1 pseudogene is annotated in these 597 nt (G+C 76.9%); it reads left to right on the top strand.

The features are described 5' to 3' along the window. Positions 1 to 597: pseudogene (locus tag G3I40_RS37295) on the top strand (PucR family transcriptional regulator); the annotation flags it as partial.

Genomic DNA, 597 nt, shown 5'->3' with positions numbered 1-597 from the left:
GTCACGGCCGCGGCGCAGCACGCCGGGGTCGCACTGCTGGCGCTCACCCGCGGCGCAGCCTGGGCCCAACTCGCCGCGATGCTGCGGTCGTTGCTCGCCGAGGGAGACGTGGGGGAGGCGGGCCCGCAGATGCTGGGCGGCACCCCCTCGGGAGACCTCTTCGCCCTCGCCAACGCGGTGGCGGCGCTGCTCGACGCGCCGGTCACCATCGAGGACCGCAGCTCGCGGGTCCTCGCCTTCTCCGGCGGCCAGGACGCGGCCGACCCGTCCCGGGTGGCGACCGTCCTGGGCCGGCAGGTGCCCGAGCGCTTCACCCGTCTCCTGGAGGACCGGGGCGTCTTCCGCGCGCTGTACCGCAGCGACCAGCCCGTGTACGTACCACCCCCGCCGGGGACCGACGAGTTCCGCATCCCCCGGGCCGCGATCGCGGTGCGTGCGGGCGACGAGATCCTCGGCTCGATATGGGCCGCCGTCCCGGGCCCGCTGAGCGCCCAGCGCACCCGGGCGCTCGGCGACGCGGCGAAGCTCGTGGCCCTGCACCTGCTGCGGCTGAGGGCGGGGGCCGACGTCGAACGCCGGCTCCGCGCGGACCTGGTC

The organism is Streptomyces sp. SID14478, from assembly GCF_010548525.1.
Taxonomy (GTDB): Bacteria; Actinomycetota; Actinomycetes; order Streptomycetales; family Streptomycetaceae; genus Streptomyces.
Note: the sequence above shows the minus strand (reverse complement) of the source record. Positions and strands in the feature narration are given on the sequence as shown.